This window comes from Mycobacterium sp. NTMscope_Eco_3 (genome assembly GCF_976985685.1).
This window is the reverse complement of record NZ_CDRJYZ010000001.1, coordinates 4,208,440-4,227,167: the sequence shown is the minus strand read 5'-3', so window position 1 is coordinate 4,227,167 and position 18,728 is coordinate 4,208,440. Positions and strand designations below refer to the sequence as shown.

Here is an 18,728-nt window from a genome sequence, read left to right as displayed (position 1 = left end):
TTACTTGCGACACATCAGCTTCACGGGTAGCCGATCGCGGCGTGGCCCGCGCCGCCCCGCGATATCTTGGGCCCCGCGCTTTTCTGGGCTTCGCCCGGCCATGCCAAACTCGAACCATGTCAGGCAGGATCGTGATCGCCGGGGCCGGTGGGCAGCTGGGCGGCTATTTGAGCTCGCTGGCGGCAGGTCAGGGCCGGGAGGTCCTGGCACGCGGGTCAGCGCAGTGGGACATCACCGACCCCGCGGCGGCCGAGCGGATCGTGCAGCGCGGCGACGTGGTGATCAACTGCGCGGCCTACACAGATGTCGACGGCGCCGAAACCGACGAGGCCGGCGCCTTCGCGGTCAACGAGGCCGGTCCTGGGCACATCGCGCGGGCCTGCGCGCGGGCCGGCGCCCAGTTGATCCACGTGTCCACCGACTACGTCTTTAACGGCGACTTCGGCGGCGCGCCGCCCTGGCCGTACGAGCCCAGCGACCAAACCGCGCCGCAGGGCGTGTACGCCCGCAGCAAGGTCGCGGGGGAGCAGACCGTGTTGGCGGCGCTGCCCGAGGCGGTCGTGGTCCGCACCGCCTGGGTCTACACCGGCGGCACCGGCAAGGACTTCGTCGCCGTCATGCGCCGGCTGGCCGCCGGGGACGGCCCGGTGGACGTCGTCGACGACCAGATCGGCTCCCCGACCTACGTCGGCGACCTGGCCGCCGCGCTGCTGCAGATCGTCGACGACCGCGTGCCCGGCCCGATCCTGCACGCCGCCAACGAGGGCGCGGTCTCGCGGTTCGACCAGGCCCGCGCCGTCTTCGAGGAATGCGGCGCCGACCCGGCCCGGGTGCAACGGGTCGGCACCGACCGCTTTCCCCGACCGGCGCCGCGGCCGGCGTACTCCGCGCTGGGCAGCGGACAGTCCGCGGCGGCCGGGCTGCGGCCGCTAAGGCCCTGGCGCCCTGCGCTTGTCGCGGCCATGGCCGCCTCGCAAAGCGACGCTGCCAGCGGTGTCGCGGCCGATCGACCGTTACCCTCTACGCGTGACTGACGTGCTGCCGGTCGTGACGGTGACCTATTCACCGGGTCCGCACCTGGAGCGCTTCCTGGCCTCGCTGTCGCTGGCCACGGAGCGCGAGGTGTGCGTGCTGCTGGCCGACAACGGCTCCACCGACGGCACCCCGCAGGCCGCGGTCGATCGCTATCCCAACGTGCGGCTGTTTCACACCGGCGCCAACCTCGGCTACGGGACCGCGGTGAATCGCGCCGTCGCCCAGCTGGACCGCGAGGACGACTGGGTGATCGTGGCCAACCCGGACGTGCAGTGGGGCCCGGGCAGCATCGACGCCCTGCTGGACGCGGCGTCGCGCTGGCCGCGGGCCGGTGCGCTGGGCCCGCTGGTCCGCGATCCCGACGGGTCGGTGTATCCGTCGGCGCGGCATCTGCCCAGCCTGATCCGCGGCGGCATGCACGCGGTCGTCGGGCCGTTCTGGAAAACCAACCCGTGGTCGGCGGCGTACCGCCAGGAGCGGCTGGAGCCCAGCGAGCGCCCGGTGGGCTGGCTGTCGGGGTCGTGCCTGCTGGTGCGCCGGTCGGCGTTCGGCCAGATCGGCGGCTTCGACGAGCGCTACTTCATGTATATGGAGGACGTCGACCTCGGCGACCGGCTCGGCAAGGCCGGCTGGCTGTCGGTCTACGTGCCGTCGGCGGAGGTCCTGCACCACAAGGGCCACTCCACGGGCGGGGACCCGGCCAGCCACCTGGCCGCCCATCACAAGAGCACGTATATGTTTCTGGCCGACCGGCACGCCGGTTGGTTGCGCGCGCCGCTGCGCTGGACGCTGCGCGCCTCGTTGGCGGTCCGTTCCCGCCTGATGGTGCGCAGCGCGGTGCGCGCGTCGGGCCGGGCCAAACTGGCGGAAGGGCGACACTGAGGTGGGAACTCCACAAGTCGACGTCGTGATCCTGGTCGGCGGCAAGGGCACCCGGCTGCGGCCGCTGACGCTGTCGGCGCCCAAGCCCATGCTGCCCACCGCCGGGCTGCCGTTCCTCACCCACCTGCTGTCGCGGGTCGCCGCGGCGGGCATCGAGCACGTCGTCCTGAGCACGTCGTACCGGGCCGGCGTATTCGAGGCGGAGTTCGGTGACGGCTCCAAGCTGGGCCTGCAGATCGAATACGTCACCGAGGAGAGCCCGCTGGGCACCGGCGGCGGCATCGCCAATGTCGTCGGCCACCTGCGGCACGACACCGCGATGGTGTTCAACGGCGACGTGCTGTCGGGCTCCGACCTGGGCCAGATGCTCGACTTTCACCGCGCCCAGGAATCCGACGTCACCCTGCACCTGGTGCGGGTGGGCGACCCGCGGGCGTTTGGCTGCGTGACCACCGAGGAGGGCAGGGTCACCGCCTTTTTGGAAAAGACCCAGGATCCGCCGACCGACCAGATCAACGCCGGCTGTTACGTGTTCTCGCGCGAGATGATCGACCGGATCCCGCGCGGCCGTGAGGTTTCGGTGGAGCGCGAGGTGTTCCCCGCGCTGCTGTCCGATCCCGGCGTCAAGGTCTGCGGCTACGTCGACGCCAGCTACTGGCGCGACATGGGCACCCCCGAAGACTTCGTCCGGGGGTCGGCGGATCTGGTGCGCGGCATCGCGCCGTCGCCCGCCCTGCACGGCCACCGCGGCGAGCAACTGGTGCACGACGGCGCGGCGGTGTCCCCGGGCGCGGTGCTGATCGGCGGCACCGTGGTGGGGCGCGGCGCCGAGATCGGGCCCGGCGTCCGGCTCGACGGCGCGGTGATCTTCGACGGCGCCAAGGTCGAGGCCGGCAGCGTGATCGAGCGCTCGATCATCGGCTTCGGCGCGCGCATCGGCCCGCGGGCGCTGGTGCGCGACGGCGTGATCGGCGACGGCGCCGACATCGGCGCGCGGTGCGAACTGCTGCGCGGCGCCCGGGTGTGGCCCGGCGTGTCAATTCCCGACGGCGGGATCCGCTACTCGAGCGACGTCTGAAGGCGGGGGTGCCTTCGCGTCCCCGAACGTGAAGCCAGCCGCACGCTCGAGGCCGAACGTGAAGCTAGCCGCACACGCGGCGGCTAACGGGCACGCGTGGCCCGCGACACCAGGTACGCCAGCGCGTGATCGGTCCCGGCGGGCAGCGCGTCGGCCGGCCACCAGCGCAGGTCCTCCGACTCGTCGCTGATCGCGATCCGCGCCCCGGCCGGCGCGTGCGCCACGAACTGCAAATCCAGATGGCGGGTGGGCACGCCCAGCGAGCACACCACCGGATGCACGTGCACCGCGGCCAACCCGGGTTCCATGCGCAGCTCGTCGACCCCGGACTCCTCGGTGGCCTCGCGCATCGCCGCGGCGACGATGTCGGCGTCGTCGTCGTCGCAATGGCCGCCCAGCTGCACCCAGCGGCCCAGGCGACGATGCAACGTCAGCAGCACCCGGCCGCCGCTGTGATCGAGCACCAACGCCGACGCGGTGACATGCCCCGGCACGCACTCGCGGCGGCACGCGTCCTCGCGGGCCGCTACGAACGCCAAAACGGCGTGCCGCAACGAATCCTGGCCCGCGTCCGGGGGTTCCCAGTCGGACAGGATCGCGATCACCGACTCCCGCAGGGTCACCGCGAGCCCCGCCGTTTCCTGCGATGGGCCAGCGACGCCCACGCCGCGCGGCAGTCCGCCACGGTCTCGGCCGGCAGTCCCAGCCCGTCGATCAGCACGCGACGGTCGACGAGGTCGAGCGCCTTCTCGATCTCGTTGGCCTTCAACAGCAGATCGACGTCGCCGGCGAGGTCGGGATCGGCGTGTTCGGGCGCGGGAACGGGCAGCTGCTCGGCCTCGCGGGGTTCGAGCTCCAGCACGCCCCCGCCGTAGCTGCGGCCCATGATCTCGGTGAAGGCGAACGTCACGCTGTTGTGGAACACCGCGGCCAGCGCCGCCGGGTCGACGGGGCGCCCGCGGGAGCGGGCGAGGCGCACCCGATGGACGGTGTCGGTACTCGTGGCGCCCACACCATTGACGGTCAGCCGCGGCGCCCGGTGAATCTGGCGCAGCAGGAACAGGTCTGGCGCCCACAGCGACGGCGTGCTCCACCAGGGCGTGCGGATCGAGCACTTGTAGCCGCGGTGCACGCCGGCCGCCTCCCCGGCGCGGATGTGGGCGATCAACGCGGGATCGGCCGGCTCGCGTGGCGCGTTGAGCAGCCAGCTGCGGTGCGCGGAGGCGACATCGCTTGCCCGGCAATCGGTGTCGTAGATCAGCCCGGACAGCTGGGCGCTGCGCGAGACGAGCGGGACGCAATGCGGCCGCAATCCCCGCTCCCGGGCCTGGGCGTCGGTCAGGGTGAAAAACGCGTTGCGCCCGGTCACGATGCCCACGTCCACCTCGGCCAGAGACCCGAGCGGGAGCAAGGCGTCGGAGGCCTTGAGCGCGCGCAGCAGCCGGATCGCGGCGGGGTCCAGAAAGTACTTGGTCCACTTCTCGTTTTCGTGCAGCAGCGCGGGCGCCCATTCGGCGTCCAGGTCCGCCCGCGCCAGCGCGTCGGCGTCGGGCAGGTGCACGGTGCGGATGCGGGCGGGGCCGGGGCCGGTGACGCCGCAGAACAACACGACCTCCTGCAGGATGCCGTCGAACACCAGCCGCTCGAAGGTCAGCAGCGTGATGTCGCGGAATCGGCTCAGCAGAAAGTCGCGCAACGGCGCCGCGTAGGTGACCTGCAGCAGCTCGGCCGGGAGCACCAGGCCCACCCGCCCGCCGTCGCGCACCAACATCGTGCTCGCCACGACGAACGGCACCCACGCGTTGGTCAGCCTGCTCGGCCGCAGGCCCTCGCGCCGCATCAATTCCAGCGCCGGGTCGCGGTGCTGCGGGGCCCAGTTGCCGAACCGGATGTAGGGCGGATTGCCGGCGACGCCGTCCCAGCCGCCGGCCCCGGCTTCAGCGGCGCCGGCCAGCCAGGTGAACAGGCTGTCGGTGTCGACGGGAGCGAACCGGCGGGCCTTGGCCGCCTCGCGCGCGATCAGCTCGACGCCGTGGGCGCGGTCGCTGAGCGCGGCCAGCTCGCGCAGGATCGCGCCGTCACCGCAGGAGGGTTCGACGATCTTGGGGCCGGCCTCGCGAACCCAGCGGGCCAAAAACCGTGCCACCGGCGCGGGGGTGTAGTAGCCGCCGCGGACCTTGTCGGCCGACGCCGCCGCCTTGCCCGCGAAGTTCATGGGCTCAAGTATTACTTGCGGATCAGCAGATCCCCGGGGTCCGCGGCGTCGCGCGGGCCGGCGGGCTCGGCGGCGTAGCCGATGGCGATGGCGCCCAACGGCTCCCAGTCGGCGGGCAGCTCGAGCTCGGCGCGCACCAGGTCGGCGGCGAAAATCGTCGACCCGATCCAGCAGCTGCCCAGCCCGCGCACCGCCAGCGCGACCAGCAGGGCCTGCACGGCCGCCCCGACGGCCACGGTGAACATGGTGTGCTCGGCGTCGGTGCGGGCGGCGTCGGGATAGGAATGCGCGCCGTCGGGAACCAGGATCGGGATGACGACTTCGGGCGCGTCGTAGAGGATCTGGCCGCGCGCCACCCGGCGCTCGATGGCGTCGGCGGGCTTACCGTCGCCGGCGAGGTCGGCGCGCCACTTGTCCTTCATCCGATCCAGCAGTCGGGCCCGCGTGGCCCGGTTTTGCAGCCAGGCGAACCGCACCGGGCGGGTGTGGTGGGGGGCCGGGGCGGTGAGGGCCTCGGCGACGGCCGCCTCCACCAGATCGGCCGGGACGGGCTCGGCGCCGAACCGGCGCACCGATCGGCGCAGCAGCTGCGCTTCGCGGCGGCCCAGGTCGATCGCCTCGGCGGTGCCGAGCCAGAACAGGTCTTCGGTGCCGGGCCGCAGCAGGCGCCGCGCCGTCGAGCCGTCGTCGGTCACGGACAGTCCGCGCACCACCGCCACCGGCATCGCGGTCAATTTGCCCTTGACCAGATCGGCGGCCGCGGCGATCTCGTCGGCGACCGCGACCTCGGTGACCAGCAACTCGTTGCCGTGTTGGTCGAGCGCCCCCGAATAGCCATGCAGCACAGCCAGACCCGCCGCGCCCACCGCCGCGTCGGTCTGGCCGTTGCGCCAGGCGCGGCCCATCGTGTCGGTGATGACGACGGCGACCTCGACGCCGAGCCGCTCGCGCAGCGCGGCGCGCAGCGTGGCGGCGCTGCCGTCCGGGTCGACGGGCAGCAGCGCCAGCTCGTCGCGCCCGACGTTGGAGCCGTCCACGCCCGCGGCGGCCTGGACCAGCCCGATCCGGCTCTCGGTGATCAAGGTCTTGCCCTTGCGGGCCAGCACGCGCACGGCTTCGTCGTCGACCAACTTGCGCCGCAGCCGGTCGCGCTCTTCCGGGTCGCGGGGCGCCGGCACCAGCCGGCCCTCGCATTTGGACACCGCCTTGCTGGTGACCACCACGACGTCGCCGTCGCGCAGCCAGGGTGCCCCGGCGGCGACGGCCGCGCCTAGATCGTCGCCGGGCCGGAACTCGGGCAGACCGGCGACGGGCAGGATCTCGATCGCGGCGGCGGTGCCGTGCTCGCCGGGTGGAGCGTTGTGGGTCACGGCGCCACCCCCGCCAGCTCCAGCCCGGCGCGGACCATCTCGGCGGTCGCCCCGGGGTCGGTCATCACCAGCGGCACCGAGCGCACCGCCACGCCGTCGATGTCGGCTGAGTCGCCTTCGCTCACCAGCCAGCAATCCAGGATGCCGGTGCCCCCACGCGCGCCGTAGTGGCGGCCGACGGCCTCGGCGGTGGACTCGACGCCGATCACCGACAGGCAGGCATCGGCCATGCCGCGCAACGGCTTTCCACCGATGATCGGCGAGTAGCCGACGACCGGGGCCTTCGCCGCGCGCAGCGCGCCGCGGACGCCGGGGACGGCCAGAATGGCGCCGACGCTCACCACCGGGTTCGACGGGGCCAGCAGGATGACGTCGGCGTCGGCGATGGCCGCCGTGGCTTCGGTTGTGGCGGCTGCCTTTTCGGCGCCGACGAAGGCGAAGCTGTGGGTGGGCACCTGGGCGCGGTAGCGCACCCACCACTCCTGGAAGTGGATGGCCCGCCGGCTGCCGTCGTCGGGATCGGTTATCACCACGTGCGTCTCGCAGCGGTCGTCGGTGACCGGCAGCAGCCGCGCGCCCGGTTGCCAGCGGTCGCACAGCGCCGTGGTGATCTGTGACAGCGGGTAGCCGGCGTTGATCATCTGGGTGCGCACCAGGTGGGTGCCCAAGTCGCGGTCGCCGAGTCCGAACCAGTCCGGCTGCACCCCGTAGCGCGCCAATTCCTCTTTGGCGTGCCAGGTTTCGTCGCGGTGCCCCCACCCTCGCTCCGGGTCGACACCTCCACCTAAGGTGTACATGCAGGTGTCCAAATCGGGGCAGACTCGCAGTCCGTGGATCCAGGCGTCATCGCCAACGTTGACGATCGCCGTCAGCTCGTGACTGCCGGCTTCCGTGTCTGGGCGCCGTAGCGTGTGAAATTGACCCAGTCCGAACAACTGTTGAACCCCCAGCAGGAAGCGGGCGCCACCAACCCCACCGACCAGAACGGTGACCTTCACTTGAGCCTCACACAGCACGACAGTACTGCCCGTCGACAGCGCGGTGGCGGGCCCGTCGGGGCTGCCTCAAAGTTGGGCTTCCCCACCACTTGTGGGGAAGTTGGGGGCTATGTGATCGACACGCCGACGGCCCAAAGCAACAGAAACGCCGAAATTCGATCACGAGATGGTATGGAAATTCGCCGAAGTGCTTGACCCGGCAGATCAACCCGTGTCTAATCACATCAGTGTCATTTCCCGGTTGGCCGGCCGACTCCGGTGTCGCAGACCGAGATTCGATCACTTGTTCGAATTGTCTGTACATCAGAACAGTGGGAATCAAACACTCTCTCTCCAATCAAGCTGAGGAGGCGGACGACCGTATGTCTTACGAAACTTTTCGAGGCGCCATGGCGAGCACGCCGCACACCCCGATCGACTCGGCGCCGGACCGTCCCGCCCGGCCGCACCTGACCGTGGTTCCTGATGCGCCAGTCGCATTCGAGCCCGAGCCGTTGCCGGCGCCCGTCGCCGACCAATGGCAGGACCGAGCGCTGTGCGCCCAAACCGACCCCGAAGCCTTCTTCCCGGAAAAGGGTGGGTCCACCCGCGAGGCCAAGAAGATCTGCCTGGGCTGCGAGGTGCGCCACGAGTGCCTCGAGTACGCGCTCGAGCATGACGAGCGCTTCGGCATCTGGGGCGGTCTGTCCGAACGCGAGCGCCGCCGCCTCAAGCGCGGCATCATCTAAACGCCGCGCACCGTAGTTATTCGTCGTCGATCGTCGGATCGATGACCGACGGTTCAACGTCGAGATAGATGGCCACCTGGGCCACCAGGATCTCGTGCAGCAAGTCGCCGAGTTCGACTGTGTCCTTGGCCCTTCGCTCAATTGGCTTGCGGAACAGCACAATTCGCGCCCGCGTGGAGTTGCCGCGGATGTCGACACCGGCCGGGATCAACCTGGCCAGGGGGATCGGTCCGTCGGCGATCACCTCGGGTGGCCACTGCACGCTCTCGGGATCCTTGGCCGCGATCCGCGGAATCTCATCGACCGCCACGTCGAGCTCGGTCAGCCGGTCCTGCCAGTTCCGCTCGATGGGTTCGTAGGCCTCCAGCACCGCCATGTCGAACCGCTCGGCGCGGCTGCGCCACCCCGGCACGCTGGGGGGCAGCAGCGGGCCGCGCATCTCGCGACCCCTGCGGAAGAGTCGATGGGTGACCGGTCGGCGCGGAGCCGATCCGTCCGAAAACCGATCTCTTCGCGGGGAACTGCGCGAATCGCCCACGCGCCGATGGTAACGGTTGCACATCGGCGCCCGTCCGGTTGCGCGTGTCCGGCGCTTGGGCGGCGTTTGTGCACGATAGCCTTTCGAACGTGAACGTTCCCCGTCGCTGTTGCCGGCCCGGGTGCCCGCACTATGCCGTGGCGACCCTAACGTTCGTCTATTCGGACTCGACGGCAGTCGTCGGCCCGCTGGCGACCGCTCGGGAACCCCATTCTTGGGATTTGTGCGTCAACCACGCCGGCCGCATCACCGCTCCCCGCGGATGGGAGCTGGTGCGCCATGCCGGTCCCCTTGTTTCCGAGCCCAATCACCCCGACGACGACGACCTTGTCGCGTTGGCCGACGCGGTCCGCGAAGGTGGTTCCGGGGAGCGCGGCGCGCCGTACGGCGGCACCGTCTCGCCCGTGAACGGCTTCGCGGACCCGCACATCCACCACGGCGGCTCCCAGGCCACCGCGCCCAGCAGCAGTGTGCTCGCCCCGCCGGAGCATCGGTCGGGGCGGCGCCGCGGGCATCTGCGCGTGTTGCCCGACCCGGCCGACTAGGCGGTCCTGGCCAATCCGCCCGCACCGCGGCTCGTGTTCTCTTTCGCCCGATAGGCTGACGGCCAAGAGTTCACGTCGTCAGGAGTCCCGCATGTCTCGGCCCGCCGCGACTGTCCACCGTGTCGTCAAGGCTTACGACGTGCGTGGTCTAGTCGGCGAAGAGCTCGACCAGCCGCTGGTTACCGATCTGGGCGCGGCCTTCGCCCGCCTGATGCGCGCCGAGGGCGCCCGCCAAGTCGTGATCGGCCACGACATGCGCGACAGTTCGCCCACCCTGGCCGCCGCGTTCGCCGACGGCGTCACCGGCCAGGGTCTCGACGTGGTGCGCATCGGTTTGGCGTCCACCGATCAGCTCTACTTCGCCTCCGGGCTGCTGGACTGCCCGGGCGCGATGTTCACCGCGAGCCATAACCCGGCCGCCTACAACGGAATCAAGCTGTGCCGGGCGGGGGCCAAACCCGTGGGCGCCGAGAGCGGGTTGCGCGTCATCGCCGACGACGTCATCGCCGGCGTCGAGGGCTCCGCGGGCCACGACGGCCCGCCCGGAACGGTCACCGACCGCGACGTGCTGGCCGACTACGGGCAATACCTGCGGTCCCTGGTGAACACCTCCGGGCTGCGCCCGCTGCGCGTGGCCGTCGACGCCGGCAACGGCATGGCCGGTCTGACCACCCCCGCGGTGCTCGGCCCGATCGGCTCGATCACGTTGTTGCCGTTGTACTTCGAGCTCGACGGCTTCTTCCCCAATCACGAGGCCAACCCGCTCGAACCCGCCAACCTGGTGGACCTGCAGACGTTCGTGCGCGAGACCGGCGCCGACATCGGGCTGGCCTTCGACGGGGACGCCGACCGCTGCTTCGTGGTCGACGAGGGTGGCAACCCCGTGTCGCCGTCGACCGTGACCAGCCTGGTGGCCGCGCGCGAGCTGGGCCGCGAGATCGGCGCGACGATCATCCACAACGTGATCACCTCGCGCGCGGTGCCCGAACTGGTCAGCGAGCGCGGCGGCACACCGCTGCGCTCGCGGGTGGGGCACTCCTATATCAAGGCGCTGATGGCCGACACCGGCGCGATCTTCGGCGGCGAACATTCGGCGCACTACTACTTCCGCGACTTCTGGGGCGCCGACTCCGGGATGCTGGCGGCGCTGTACGTGCTGGCCGCGCTCGGCGAGCAGGACCGCCCGCTGTCGGAGCTGACCGCGGACTACCAGCGTTACGAATCGTCCGGCGAGATCAACTTCACGGTGGCCGACGCCGCGCAGTGCACGGAGGCGGTGCTGAGGTCGTTCGGCACCCGCATCCACTCCCTCGATCACGTGGACGGCGTGACGGTGGACCTCGGCGACGGCAACTGGTTCAACCTGCGCAGCTCGAACACCGAGCCGTTGCTGCGGCTCAATGTGGAGGGCCGCACCGCCGAGGACGTCGGCGCGATGGTCGCCCAGATCAGCGCCGAAATCGCCGCGCAGACGTCGCGCGCCGGGGCCACCCCGTGAACGCCACCCGGGCGGTCGATCTCGAAGACACCGAAGGCCTGCTGGCCGCCGACCGCGACGGCCTGCTGCGGGCCGCGTCGTCGGCCGGCGCGCAGGTGCGCGCGGTCGCCGCCGCGGTTGAGGAGGGCGCGCTGGACCCGCTGCGGGCCGAGGACCGTCCGCGCAGCGTGATCTGGGTGGCCGGCCGCGGCACCGCCGAGACCGCCGGGACGATGCTGGCCGCGACGTTGGGTTCGGTGACGTCCCAGCCGTTCACGCTGGCCGCCGAGGCGCCCCCGTGGGCGGGCCCGCTCGACGTGCTGATCGTCGCGGGCGACGATCCCGGCGACCCCGCGCTGGTCGCCGCCGCCGCGACCGGGGTGCGCCGCGGCGCGCGGGTCGTGGTGGTGGCGCCGTATGAGGGCCCGCTGCGGGATTCCACCGCAGGCCGCGTGGCGGTGCTGGCGCCCCGGCTGTGGGTTCGCGACGAGTTCGGGCTGTGCCGGTATCTGGCCGCCGGGCTTGCCGTGCTGCACGCCGTCGACCCGCGGCCCAGCATCGACCTGGGGTTGCTCGCCGACGAGCTCGACGCCGAGGCGCTGCGCAACAGCGCCGGCCGCGAGCTGTTCACCAATCCAGCCAAGCTGCTGGCCGCGCGGATCGCCGACCGCCAGGTCGCGCTGGCCGGCGACGGCGCCGCGACGCTGGCGCTGGCGCGGCACGGCAGCTCGGTGCTGCTGCGCGTCGCGAATCAGGTGACCCCGGCCACCGGGCTGGCGGACGCGGTGGTCGCCCTGCGCGCCGCGGCCTCGAGTGGCGGGATCGCCGATCCCGACGCCGCCTTGTTCCACGACGAGGAGCTCGACGGGCCGCTGCCGCCGCGGCTGCGGGTGCTGGCGATCATCCTGGCCGACGAGCAGACGGTGGTGGCCGCCAGGACCGCCGGGCTCGACGACGTCTACCTGCTCGCCGCCGAGGATGTGCCCGACGGACCCGGCGGTTCTGCCGGCTCCGGTGTTTCGCCTGCGCTGGGGGGTCCCGGCCGCGCCGAGCAACAGCTGGCAGTATTGGCCGTCCGGCTGGAGATGGCCGCGGTTTACATGCGACTGGTGCGGGGATAGATAGAACAGTGGAACTGCTTCGCGGGGCCTTGAGAACGTACGCGTGGGGTTCGCGTACCGCCATCGCCGAGTTCACCGAACGTCCGGTGCCGGCGGCGCATCCGGAGGCCGAGCTCTGGTTCGGCGCCCACCCGGGCGACCCGGCCTGGCTGGAAACCGACAACGGCGAGATCACGTTGCTCGAAGCGCTCGACGCCGACCCGGAGGGTCAGCTCGGGCCGGGGTCGCGGGCCCGCTTCGGGGACGTGCTGCCCTTCCTCGTCAAGGTGCTGGCCGCCGACGAGCCGCTGTCGTTGCAGGCGCACCCGAGCGCCGCGCAGGCGGCCGAGGGTTACCTGCGCGAGGAGCGGGTCGGCATCCCGCTGACCTCGCCGGTGCGCAACTATCGCGACACCTCGCACAAGCCCGAGTTGCTGGTGGCGCTGCACCCGTTCGAGGCGCTCGCCGGATTCCGCCCGGCGTCGCGCACGATCGAGCTGCTGCGGGCTTTGGCGGTTTCCGACCTCGATCCCTTCATCGACCTGCTCAACGACCAGTCCGACGCCGACGGTCTGCGCGCGCTGTTCACGACGTGGATCACCGCGCCGCAGCCCGACATCGACGTGCTGGTGTCCGCGGTGCTGGACGGCGCGATCGCGTACCTCAGTTCGGGGGCAACGGAATTCGCGGCCGAGGCCAAGACGGTGCTCGAGCTCGGCGAACGCTATCCCGGCGACGCCGGCGTGCTGGCGGCGCTGCTGCTCAACCGCGTCAGCCTGGGCCCGGGTGAGGCCATCTTCGTGTCGGCCGGCAACCTGCACACCTACCTGCGGGGTTTCGCGGTGGAGGTGATGGCCAACTCCGACAACGTGTTACGGGGTGGGCTGACCCCCAAGCACGTCGACGTGCCCGAGCTGCTGCGGGTGCTGGACTTCGCGCCCACCAGCGAGGAGCAGTTGCGGCCGCACATCCGCCGCGAGGGCTTCGGGCTGATCTATGAGACGCCGACCGACGAGTTCGCCGTCGCGCTGCTGGAGCTCGAAGACGAGTACGTCGGCCACGAGGTGGATGCGACGTGTAGCCACGACGGGCCCCAGATCCTGTTGTGCATCCAGGGTTCCACGACGGTGCACGGCAAGTCCGGCTCGCTGACCCTGAAGCGGGGGATGGCCGCGTGGGTGGCGGCCGATGACGCTCCGATCCGGCTGGTCGCGCACGAGCCGAGCAAGCTGTTCAGGGCGACGGTAGGGCTGTAGCGGCCGGCCCTGATGGTGGCGACCCGCTTCGCCCGGCTCGTGCCTAGCGCGGCGACCCGCAGCGCCCGGCTTCGCCGCGCTTGCGGTCGCCGCGGCCGCGCGTGCGGTCGCCGCCGCCGCGCTTGCGATCGCCTCGCCGCCGTCTGACGGCCTCGCGTCGCTCGCTCAGCCACAGCCGTGCGTTGTGCGCGATGGCCCGGCCGATGATCCGCGGCGGCGGAACCATATAGAGGCTGTCCAGCAGCGAGAACCGGCGCAAAAACCATTCCGCCAGAACGGGTTCGGTTTCGGCGGCGCCCAGGAACTGGTCGAACAGCGCCCCGGAGGGCCGCCACCACCAGGGAACCGGCCCCGACGTGTCGGCGTGGTGGAAGGTGATGTCGCCGATGGCGTTCATCATCCACACCGGGAAGGTGCTCTTGGCGGTGGCCCGATTGAGCGCCGCGGCCAGTTGATCGTCGGGGCCTTGCAGGGCGCGGCGCAGATGGCCGGCCTGCAAAGAGGTCATCGTCATGCCTTGGCCGTAGGTGGGGTTGAAGCTGGCCACCGCGTCGCCGAAGGCGATGATGCCGCCTGGGAAGCGGTCGACTTTGTCGTAGCGGCGCCAGCGGCTGGCCGGGAAGGCGTGGAAGGCCGGATCGCCCAGCGGCTCGGCCTGTGCCAGCGCCGCGTTGAAGTGGGCGGGAAGCAGTCGCTGGGCCAGCGCCAGCATCTCGGGGAAGGTTCGCGGCGGTTTGACGTCGGCCACGCCGAAGGTGGTGAGGACCCAGGTGCCGTCCTCGTAGCACAGCATGCCCAGCCCCAGGGATTGGTCGTGGGAGGCGCCGGCGACCACGACCTTCTCCGCGATCAGCCCGTCGGGGATGCGGAACTGCTGGGTGGCGTAGTTGATGCCGATGTCGATGGCCTGCTCGACGGGGCGCGCAAATCCCCAGTGCGTCAACCACACCGGCAGCCGGGTGCCCCGCCCCGCCGCGTCGACGACGAGGTCCGCGCGCACGAATTCCGGCTCGCCGTCGGCGGGATCGGCCGGATCCACCAGCACGCCGGTCACCCGTTGCCGCGTGCGGTCGAACCGCGGTTCGGCCACCGAGCGCCGCACGATGATGACGTTGCCGAGGCGCTGAACCCGTCTGCGCAACTGCCATTCCAGGTGCGGCCGGCTGGGCACATAGGCGGTGAATTCGTCGCGCAGGGTTTGCCCGGTGCCCAGGACATGGCCCGCGGCGCCCAGGTGGATGCAATCGGGCCGGTTCTCCAGCTTGGGCACGCCGGCGGCCACCATGCCGTCGAGCAGGCCGGGAAAGAGGTTCTCGAATTCGATCGCCCCGCGCGCCATCAACATGTGCAGGTGCCGGTCCTGGGGCACCGTCGCCCGGTTCGCCGGGACGGCCGGCAACTCGTCGCGCTCGAAGACCGTCACCCGCGCATACGTGTCCGACAGCACCCGCGCGGCGCACAGCCCGGCGATGCTCCCCCCGATCACGACCGCGTGCGCCCGCGTGTTTGCTTTGCTGTCCGGCATCCGTGGGGAGTACCCAGTACTGTGTCGGACCAATGGCTCCCAGCGTTGGGAAAGGGCGGTTGCATGGCCAATCGATGGCGCACGAAGTCGGTGGAACAATCGATCGCCGACACCGACGAGCCGGACACCAAGTTGCGCAAGGACCTCACCTGGTGGGACCTGGTCGTCTTCGGCGTCGCGGTGGTGATCGGCGCCGGCATCTTCACCGTCACCGCGTCGACGACGGGCGACATCACGGGGCCATCCATCTGGTTGTCGTTCGTCATCGCGGCCGGCACCTGCGCGCTGGCGGCGTTGTGTTACGCCGAGTTCGCTTCCACCCTGCCGGTGGCCGGTAGCGCCTACACCTTCTCCTACGCGACCTTCGGGGAGTTCCTGGCCTGGATCATCGGCTGGAACCTGCTGCTGGAATTGGCGATCGGCGCCGCCGTGGTGGCCAAGGGCTGGTCGAGCTACCTGGGCACGGTGTTCGGGTTCGCCGGTGGCACAGTCGAATTCGGGTCGGCCCAGGTCGACTGGGGCGCGCTGGTGATCGTCGCGGGGGTGGCGACGCTGATCGCGCTGGGCACCAAGCTGTCGTCGAGGTTCTCCGCGGTGGTCACCGGCATCAAGGTGTCGGTCGTGCTGTTCGTCGTGGTGGTCGGGGTCTTCTACATCAAGCGCGCGAACTATTCGCCGTTCGTTCCCAAACCGGAAGCCAGCAGCGAGGCCAAGGGCATCGACCAGTCGGTGTTGTCGTTGCTGACCGGGGCGCACAGCAGCCACTACGGCTGGTACGGCGTGCTGGCGGGGGCGTCCATCGTCTTCTTCGCGTTCATCGGTTTCGACATCGTCGCCACCATGGCCGAGGAGACCAAGAATCCGCAGCGCGACGTCCCCAGGGGGATCCTGGCGTCGCTGGGCATCGTGACCCTGCTCTACGTCGCGGTCGCGATCGTGTTGTCCGGCATGGTTTCCTACACGGAACTCAAGACGGTGCGCGGCCGCGGGCAGGCGAACCTGGCGACGGCGTTCACCGCCAACGGCATTCACTGGGCCAGCAAGATCATCTCGATCGGCGCGCTCGCGGGATTGACCACCGTCGTGATGGTGCTGATGCTCGGCCAGTGCCGGGTGCTGTTCGCGATGGCGCGCGACGGGCTGTTGCCGCGCTCGCTGGCGAAGACCGGTTCGCGGGGCACCCCAGTGCGGATCACCGTGCTGGTCGCCCTCGTGGTGGCCGTGACCGCGTCGGTGTTCCCCATCACCAAGCTCGAGGAGATGGTCAACGTCGGCACGCTGTTCGCCTTCGTCCTGGTCTCCGCCGGCGTGATCGTGCTGCGCCGGACCAGGCCGGACCTGGAGCGCGGCTTCAAGGCGCCGTGGGTGCCGGTGCTGCCGATCGCCTCGATCGCTGCCTGCGTGTGGCTGATGCTCAACCTCACCGCGCTCACCTGGGTCCGGTTCGGGGTCTGGCTGGTGGTCGGCACGGCGATCTACATCGCCTACGGCTACCGGCACTCGGTGCAGGGCGAACGCGAGGCCGTCGCGTCCGAGCCCGCCGACACGCTCGAGGCGGACCCCCACAGCCCGGTGCCGTAGCAACGACTTTACAAAACAACGACGTTTGTCTAGACACAAGACGCAAACGCCGGTATTGTCCAATCTCAACGTGGTGTGACTCACAAGGAGGTTGGGCATATGACGACACTCGAACCGCAGGTAGAGCAGGGAACCGGCGCGCCCGTCTGGCGGGACAAGAAGCGCCGCCTGTGGCTGATGGGGCTGATCGCCCCGACGGCGCTGTTCGCGATGCTGCCCCTCGTCTGGGCGCTGAACCGGCTCGGCTGGCACGGCGCCGCGCAGGTGCCGCTGTGGATCGGTCCGATCCTGGTCTACGTCCTGCTGCCGATCCTGGACCTGCGCTTCGGGCCCGACGGCCAGAACCCGCCCGACGAGGTGATGCAGCAGCTGGAGAACGACAAGTACTACCGCTACTGCACCTACGCGTTCATCCCGTTCCAGTACCTCAGCGTGGTCTTCGGCGCCTACCTGTTCACCGCCTCGAACCTGAGCTGGCTGGGGTATGACGGGCCGCTGGGCTGGGCCGGCAAACTGGGCGTGGCGTTGTCGGTCGGGGTGCTCGGGGGCGTCGGCATCAACACCGCGCACGAGATGGGCCACAAAAAGGATGCGCTGGAGCGCTGGCTGTCCAAGATCACGCTGGCGCAGACCTGCTACGGCCACTTCTACATCGAGCACAACCGCGGCCACCACGTGCGGGTGGCCACCCCGGAGGACCCCGCCTCGTCGCGCTTCGGGGAAACATTCTGGGAGTTCTTGCCGCGCAGCGTCTTCGGGAGCCTGCGCTCGTCACTGCGGCTGGAAGCCCAGCGGATTCGCCGGTCGGGCAAGAACCCGTGGAATCCCGTGACGTACCCGTCCAACGACGTGCTCAACGCCTGGGCCATGTCGGTGGTGTTGTGGGGGATCCTGATCGCGGTCTTCGGGCCGGCGCTGATCCCGTTCGTGATCATCCAGGCCGTCTTCGGTTTCAGCCTGCTCGAGGCGGTCAACTACCTCGAGCACTACGGCCTTCTGCGGCAACAGAATTCGAGCGGCCGCTACGAGCGGTGCACCCCCGTGCACAGCTGGAACTCCGACCACGTCGTGACCAACCTGTTCCTGTACCACCTGCAGCGGCACAGCGATCACCACGCCAACCCGACGCGGCGCTACCAGACGCTGCGCAGCCTGGACGGCTCGCCCAACCTGCCCAGCGGGTACGCGTCGATGATCTCGCTCACCTACTTCCCGCCGCTGTGGCGCAAGGTGATGGACCACCGGGTGCTGGCGCACTACGACGGCGACATCACCAGGGTCAACCTGCAGCCGCGGCTGCGCGAGAAGCTGCTGGCGCGCTACGGGGCCCAGGGGGCCCGGGCATGACCGCCTACCGCTGCCCCGGCTGCGACTACACCTACGACGAGGCGAAAGGCGCTCCGCGGGAAGGCTTTCGGCCGGGAACGCCCTTCGCCGACATTCCCGACGACTGGTGCTGCCCCGATTGCGCGGTGCGCGAGAAGGTCGATTTCGAAATCACGACAGCCCGATAGGAGTGAACCGATGAGCGAGGACTACAAGCTTTTCATCTGCGTGCAGTGCGGGTTCGAATACGACGAGGCCAAGGGCTGGCCGGAGGACGGCATCGCGCCGGGAACCCGGTGGGACGACATCCCGGAGGACTGGAGCTGCCCGGATTGCGGCGCGGCGAAAACGGACTTCGAGATGGTCGAGATCGCCCGTTCGTGACCGCCATCGGCGCCGCTGCCCGTCGCGAAAGAACAGATTCCGGCCCGCGAGCCGCTATTGTCGCGGCTGTGAAGCGGATGCCGTACGCCGAGGCGTCGCGCGCCCTGCTGCGCGACTCGGTGCTCGACGCGATGCGGGAGGAGCTGCTGACCCGGGACTGGTCGGCCATCACCCTCTCCGACGTGGCCCGCGCCGCGGGCATCAGCCGGCAGACCATCTACAACGAGTTCGGCTCCCGGCAGGGGCTCGCGCAGGGATACGGCCTGCGCCTGGCCGACCGCCTGGTCGACGCCGTCAACGCCGCGCTAGAGGCCCACGTCGGCGACATCTATGCCGCGTTCCTGCAGGGGTTCCGCGATCTGTTCACCGAGCTGTCGGCCGATCCGCTGGTGATCTCGCTGCTGACCGGCGTCGCCAAACCGGACCTGCTGCAGATCATCACCACCGACAGCGCCCCGATCATCACCCGGGCCTCCGAGCGGCTGACCGCCGCGCTCACGCACAGCTGGGTGGCCACCAGCGACGAGGACGCCGGTGTCCTGGCGCGTGCCATCGTGCGGCTGGCGCTGAGCTACGTGTCGATGCCACCCGAGGCCGACCACGACGTGGCCGCCGATCTGGCGCGGTTGATGACTCCCTTCGCCGAGCGGCACGGCGTCATCAACGTCCCCTGAACGTTCCCTGGCCCGT

Annotated in this window: 19 protein-coding genes; 13 read left to right on the top strand and 6 right to left on the bottom strand. The window is 70.5% G+C overall.

Annotation, left to right across the window (positions count from 1 at the left end; all coding sequences use genetic code 11):
* The first annotated feature begins 116 nt into the window (after positions 1–116).
* Genes rfbD through manB form a run of 3 tightly spaced genes read left to right on the top strand, consistent with a single transcriptional unit; the run spans position 117 to position 2,995 of the window.
* Entirely contained in the window at positions 117–1,034 is a 918-nt protein-coding gene (gene rfbD, locus AC0KTM_RS19450) for a dTDP-4-dehydrorhamnose reductase (protein WP_472416453.1), read from the top strand.
* Entirely contained in the window at positions 1,027–1,917 is an 891-nt protein-coding gene (locus AC0KTM_RS19445) for a glycosyltransferase family 2 protein (RefSeq protein ID WP_225328974.1), read from the top strand. Before rfbD ends, AC0KTM_RS19445 begins: the two co-directional genes overlap by 8 nt.
* Position 1,918: 1 nt before the next feature.
* The gene (gene manB / locus AC0KTM_RS19440) at positions 1,919–2,995 is read left to right on the top strand and encodes a mannose-1-phosphate guanylyltransferase (RefSeq protein ID WP_225328973.1); all 1,077 of its coding nucleotides are present in this window, start codon (positions 1,919–1,921) and stop codon (positions 2,993–2,995) included.
* 83 nt (positions 2,996–3,078) lie between these two features.
* Here manB and AC0KTM_RS19435 read toward each other — a convergent pair whose 3' ends face one another.
* Genes AC0KTM_RS19435 through cofD form a run of 4 tightly spaced genes read right to left on the bottom strand, consistent with a single transcriptional unit; the run spans position 3,079 to position 7,578 of the window.
* Positions 3,079–3,618 (bottom strand): NUDIX hydrolase, encoded by a 540-nt coding sequence (locus AC0KTM_RS19435; protein WP_472416450.1) that lies wholly within the window; start codon positions 3,616–3,618, stop codon positions 3,079–3,081.
* Positions 3,615–5,210 (bottom strand): Eco57I restriction-modification methylase domain-containing protein, encoded by a 1,596-nt coding sequence (locus tag AC0KTM_RS19430; RefSeq protein WP_472416448.1) that lies wholly within the window; start codon positions 5,208–5,210, stop codon positions 3,615–3,617. Before AC0KTM_RS19430 ends, AC0KTM_RS19435 begins: the two co-directional genes overlap by 4 nt.
* Positions 5,211–5,221: 11 nt before the next feature.
* Entirely contained in the window at positions 5,222–6,580 is a 1,359-nt protein-coding gene (locus AC0KTM_RS19425; RefSeq protein WP_472416446.1) for a coenzyme F420-0:L-glutamate ligase, read from the bottom strand.
* On the bottom strand, positions 6,577–7,578 hold the full coding sequence (cofD, locus tag AC0KTM_RS19420) for a 2-phospho-L-lactate transferase (RefSeq protein ID WP_225328969.1): 1,002 nt from the start codon (positions 7,576–7,578) through the stop codon (positions 6,577–6,579). The genes AC0KTM_RS19425 and cofD overlap by 4 nt, the downstream gene beginning before the upstream one ends.
* 389 nt (positions 7,579–7,967) lie before the next feature.
* Between cofD and AC0KTM_RS19415 the strand changes: the two genes are divergently transcribed.
* On the top strand, positions 7,968–8,306 hold the full coding sequence (locus tag AC0KTM_RS19415; protein ID WP_255642085.1) for a WhiB family transcriptional regulator: 339 nt from the start codon (positions 7,968–7,970) through the stop codon (positions 8,304–8,306).
* 16 nt (positions 8,307–8,322) lie between these two features.
* Here AC0KTM_RS19415 and AC0KTM_RS19410 read toward each other — a convergent pair whose 3' ends face one another.
* Positions 8,323–8,745, bottom strand: coding sequence for a metallopeptidase family protein (locus AC0KTM_RS19410; RefSeq protein WP_225328968.1), 423 nt, complete (start codon positions 8,743–8,745; stop codon positions 8,323–8,325).
* Positions 8,746–8,933: 188 nt separating this feature from the next.
* Between AC0KTM_RS19410 and AC0KTM_RS19405 the strand changes: the two genes are divergently transcribed.
* The 4 genes from AC0KTM_RS19405 to manA all read left to right on the top strand — a co-directional run bounded on the left by AC0KTM_RS19405 (position 8,934) and on the right by manA (position 13,222).
* Complete coding sequence (locus tag AC0KTM_RS19405) at positions 8,934–9,389, top strand: DUF3499 domain-containing protein (RefSeq protein ID WP_225328967.1); 456 nt, start codon at positions 8,934–8,936, stop codon at positions 9,387–9,389.
* Between the two features lie 91 nt (positions 9,390–9,480).
* Positions 9,481–10,887, top strand: coding sequence for a phosphomannomutase/phosphoglucomutase (locus tag AC0KTM_RS19400; RefSeq protein ID WP_472416444.1), 1,407 nt, complete (start codon positions 9,481–9,483; stop codon positions 10,885–10,887).
* The gene (locus tag AC0KTM_RS19395; protein WP_238956686.1) at positions 10,884–11,987 is read left to right on the top strand and encodes a TobH protein; all 1,104 of its coding nucleotides are present in this window, start codon (positions 10,884–10,886) and stop codon (positions 11,985–11,987) included. The genes AC0KTM_RS19400 and AC0KTM_RS19395 overlap by 4 nt, the downstream gene beginning before the upstream one ends.
* 8 nt (positions 11,988–11,995) lie before the next feature.
* Positions 11,996–13,222 carry a mannose-6-phosphate isomerase, class I gene (gene manA, locus AC0KTM_RS19390; protein WP_225328964.1) on the top strand — a complete coding sequence of 409 codons (1,227 nt, stop codon included), beginning with the start codon at positions 11,996–11,998 and terminating at the stop codon, positions 13,220–13,222.
* Between the two features lie 43 nt (positions 13,223–13,265).
* On the opposite strand, the gene AC0KTM_RS19385 is transcribed toward manA, so the two are convergent.
* Positions 13,266–14,747, bottom strand: coding sequence for an FAD-dependent oxidoreductase (locus AC0KTM_RS19385; RefSeq protein WP_225328963.1), 1,482 nt, complete (start codon positions 14,745–14,747; stop codon positions 13,266–13,268).
* A gap of 63 nt (positions 14,748–14,810) precedes the next feature.
* Between AC0KTM_RS19385 and AC0KTM_RS19380 the strand changes: the two genes are divergently transcribed.
* From AC0KTM_RS19380 to alkX, 5 genes are all read left to right on the top strand, one after another.
* Positions 14,811–16,328, top strand: a complete 1,518-nt coding sequence (locus AC0KTM_RS19380; protein WP_225328962.1) for an amino acid permease — start codon at positions 14,811–14,813, stop codon at positions 16,326–16,328.
* A 99-nt stretch (positions 16,329–16,427) separates the two neighbouring features.
* Positions 16,428–17,675, top strand: a complete 1,248-nt coding sequence (locus AC0KTM_RS19375) for an alkane 1-monooxygenase (RefSeq protein ID WP_238956685.1) — start codon at positions 16,428–16,430, stop codon at positions 17,673–17,675.
* Positions 17,672–17,842 (top strand): rubredoxin, encoded by a 171-nt coding sequence (locus tag AC0KTM_RS19370; protein WP_225328960.1) that lies wholly within the window; start codon positions 17,672–17,674, stop codon positions 17,840–17,842. The genes AC0KTM_RS19375 and AC0KTM_RS19370 overlap by 4 nt, the downstream gene beginning before the upstream one ends.
* A 10-nt stretch (positions 17,843–17,852) precedes the next feature.
* The gene (locus tag AC0KTM_RS19365; protein WP_225328959.1) at positions 17,853–18,038 is read left to right on the top strand and encodes a rubredoxin; all 186 of its coding nucleotides are present in this window, start codon (positions 17,853–17,855) and stop codon (positions 18,036–18,038) included.
* Between the two features lie 77 nt (positions 18,039–18,115).
* Positions 18,116–18,712: a TetR family transcriptional regulator AlkX gene (alkX, locus tag AC0KTM_RS19360; protein ID WP_225328986.1), complete on the top strand. Its 597-nt coding sequence runs from the start codon at positions 18,116–18,118 to the stop codon at positions 18,710–18,712.
* The last annotated feature ends 16 nt before the right edge of the window (positions 18,713–18,728 follow it).